At 39.6% G+C, this 3,520-nt stretch carries 3 protein-coding genes; all 3 read right to left on the bottom strand.

Features of this window, described 5'->3' with window-relative positions; all coding sequences use genetic code 11:
- Positions 1–369 precede the first annotated feature (369 nt).
- Positions 370–1,662, bottom strand: a complete 1,293-nt coding sequence (locus tag D7V32_RS16805; protein WP_120403914.1) for a dicarboxylate/amino acid:cation symporter — start codon at positions 1,660–1,662, stop codon at positions 370–372.
- A gap of 829 nt (positions 1,663–2,491) precedes the next feature.
- Positions 2,492–2,932 carry a hypothetical protein gene (locus D7V32_RS16800; protein ID WP_120403913.1) on the bottom strand — a complete coding sequence of 147 codons (441 nt, stop codon included), beginning with the start codon at positions 2,930–2,932 and terminating at the stop codon, positions 2,492–2,494.
- A 341-nt stretch (positions 2,933–3,273) separates the two neighbouring features.
- The coding region (locus D7V32_RS16795) for an aldehyde dehydrogenase family protein (RefSeq protein WP_120402160.1) at positions 3,274–3,520 on the bottom strand (247 nt) is incomplete at its 5' end.

Below are 3,520 nucleotides of genomic sequence, written 5' to 3'. Positions count from 1 at the left end.
TAACATCATTTCAAATGTTCAGTAATATGCTCAAACTTCAGCCTAACCCATGCGCGCCTGAATCTGGACCGTCTAAATTGTGATCAGCTTATACGCGCTGTATTGCTGTATTTATCTCTGTATGGGATGCCTTGGTGTAAGGTCTTAAATGTAAATTCCAGATGAGCAAAGGCAAAGTCTTTACATATTTTAATGCTGAGGTTTTCAGCTGAGCGGATAAATTTTTTATACAGAGGCCTAAGGTTGTGTTTAGCGCGGATATATATTTTTCTGATCAAAAAACACCTGAATTTGATTGGCTGAAAAGTGTAAAGATAGGATTTTTAGAATAAAAAAATCCCCCTCTCATGAGGGGGATTTCGAAGTAAATTATGCTTTTTTCTTTAAAGTTTCATTGAGCTTGTCTTTATCTAAGGCATTGTCCCAACGTGCTACCACAATCGTAGCGCATGCATTGCCGACCAAGTTTGTAAGTGCGCGGCATTCAGACATGAAACGGTCAATACCTAAAATTAAGGCCATACCCGCGACTGGAAGCGCCGGAACGACAGATAAGGTGGCAGCTAAAGTAATAAAACCTGCACCTGTTACACCAGCAGCGCCTTTAGAGCTGATCATGGCTACAACCAGAATTGTCAGCTGTTCCCAAATGGTCAGATCAATATTGCATGCCTGAGCAATAAACAGCGCCGCCATCGTCATATAGATGTTGGTGCCGTCAAGGTTAAATGAATAGCCTGTAGGAATAACCAAACCTACAACTGACTTTTCACAGCCAGCCTTTTCCATTTTGTCCATGAGTGTAGGCAACGCCGCTTCGGACGAGCTTGTGCCCAGTACCAGCCATAATTCATCTTTGATATAGCGGATTAAGTCCATGATTGAGAAGCCGTTATAGCGGGCAACAAGACCTAGAACAATAAAAATGAACAGCACAGAAGTAACATAGAACGTAGCAATAAGCAGGAGAAGATTGCCAATACTCGAGATGCCAAATGCACCAATCGTATAGGCCATTGCACCAAATGCGCCAATAGGCGCAAGTTTCATCAGCATGCCGACCAAGTAGAAAATAGGAGCAATCAAACTGTCTAAGAATTGTTTAACGGGTTTGCCTTTTTCACCGACAGCTGAAATCGCCAAACCGAACAGTACGGCAACGAAGAGGACTTGCAGAATATCACCGCCAGCCAATGGGCTGACAAAAGTCTGCGGAATAATATTCATCAGGAAGTCGACAGCAGAAGCTTCATGTGCTTTTTCTACATAGCCTGCAACTTTGTCGCTTTCAAGAGAAGCAGGGTCAATGTTCAGACCTTTACCTGGGTGAATCAGGTTGGCTACAACCATACCGAAAATCAGCGCGAGCGAAGAGAAGGTAAAGAAATAAATCATGGCTTTACCCGTTACGCGGCCAACAGCCCCCATGTTATTCATGCCGGCAATGCCTGTCGCCACTGTTAAAAAGATAACAGGCGCAATAATCATTTTCACGATTTTAATGAAGGCATCACCCAGAGGTTTTAAGCTCGCGCCTAAATCTGGCATGAAATGGCCAAGTAAAATACCTGCAATAATGGCAAAGATTACTTGTACATAGAGGATTTTATAAAACTTTTGCTTTTTCGGCGGCTGCGACTGATCCGCGTGGGAAATATCCATAGAAGACCTCTTCTGGGATTAATACAAAAAATGTACTAAATGTTAAGAATAAATTTGCGTCGATTTGGGTAAAAACGTCGAAAAATATATCTTCTTTTCATCTAAGTCATTGATAATGGCAAAGAGGAATTTTTGACGCACCAAAATTAGGGTATAGGCTATAACTTAGACTAGACCTTGTTGTTTGTGCGGGAGAAGTATTTTTGAAGCTTATAAATGCGCGATTATAGAAATAAAATATATCTCAATCAATATTTTTGAAGTCTTATTCGGCTGCCAAAATATGCTGCGGTGATTGGCTTTTTACTTAATTTATTTTTTGTACAACTGTCCTATTAAGACTATTTATAAATAAGAAAACTAAATATTTAATTCTAAAGATGATAATTGAAAAAGCGCTGAATAAAAATTTATAGAGAATTTTGATGTCATATATTTAAGTTGATATTTAAATTGCGTCAGACTGTTTATTATTTATACATAATGCGGCGGTAATTTTTTGGTGGGCGGCTTATTAGAAATTGGAGTGATTAAAATACAGTCTGCTGATCGGCTCAATTTGGATTGAACAATTGAAGCGGTCATGAGGGAGGTTAGGTTGATGGGGTAATGAAAAAATACTGGCATTGTTCAGACATTATTCCTTATTTGCAGCACAGTATTGTCCCATTTGATAATGGGGCGTTTATTACGAATCTAATGGTTGTTTTGGCTTTGAATTATTCCTTCCTTTTTTAAGCACTTAAAACAATATGCCCGTGATCTTGAAAATAATAGGGCAGAGGGTGAATTTCATTTGCTGATTTTATGGCGATTGCTGTTTAGAAATTTATTTTTTATTAAAATGAATGCTTGTTAATAAATAAAATCCATTATTATCCGAATAATCTTGAGCGAAAGTTAAGCAGAAAGCTTGGGGCGGCTGTTCTAAAAATTGCTGATGCTCTCCTGATAATTTCAATAGATCAGACTCAGGGAAATGATATTTTTCGCCGTCTGCAGTTTGAAAATGAAAGACCGTTTGTTGCCACTTATTATTTTTTGAGCCTCTTTCAACTGTGGAAAATCCTAAATAATTACCGCAAATCGATTGCTGCTGTTCTGAGCGCATTGCATTTTGTAATTGCTGCTTTCGATGTTCATCAACAATATATGTGCAAATTGGAATGGAAATAAGAAAAATGATAGATGTTAAAATCCATGAACGGGAAAATTTCCATGTCAGAAACCAACTGGATACACATAGTAGAGCTAAAACAGTTTCAATCATAAGGCTTGATTAGACGCATTAAAAATTATACGGGTAATCTTTTGAATGTTAATTTAGAAAGTTATATATGCAGTATATAGGTTTGCATAAAATAAATGAATTCGCTTTAGGCAATGTTTTGAATGCGGGGCCTGATGTCTTGCTGTAAATTGGGCCATTGAGTGGAGGCAGTTTAAACTGCTCTCCGTCTTTTAGATATGAGGCTGCCTCGTATTGAAGCGCTCTTATGTTTGAATGCTGGAAACAAAAAGTGCGGCATTTCTGCCGCACTGGTTACCTGACTTAAAGCAGAAACTGCGGGACCGATGAGCTGCGGTTCGCAGTTTGATGGACAATAGGCTTTAGAAGAAACCCATGGCTTTCGTTGAATAACTGACCAGCAGGTTTTTGGTCTGCTGATAATGGTCGAGCATCATTTTATGGTTTTCACGGCCAATGCCTGATTTTTTATAGCCGCCGAATGCCGCATGTGCAGGGTAGATATGGTAGCAGTTGGTCCATACGCGGCCTGCCTGAATTGCGCGGCCTGCACGGTAAGAGGTATGTGCTGAACGCGACCATACACCCGCGCCTAAGCCATAAATCGTG

Source organism: Acinetobacter tianfuensis, from assembly GCF_003611465.1.
Classification (GTDB): domain Bacteria; phylum Pseudomonadota; class Gammaproteobacteria; order Pseudomonadales; family Moraxellaceae; genus Acinetobacter; species Acinetobacter tianfuensis.
This window is presented reverse-complemented; position numbering and strand designations above follow the sequence as displayed.

What these genes read in the sequence shown, in the direction of transcription:
- D7V32_RS16805 (WP_120403914.1), bottom strand. Translation starts at nt 1,662, where the DNA reads ATGGATATTTCCCACGCGGATCAGTCGCAGCCGCCGAAAAAGCAAAAG.
- D7V32_RS16800 (WP_120403913.1), bottom strand. Translation starts at nt 2,932, where the DNA reads ATGATTGAAACTGTTTTAGCTCTACTATGTGTATCCAGTTGGTTTCTG.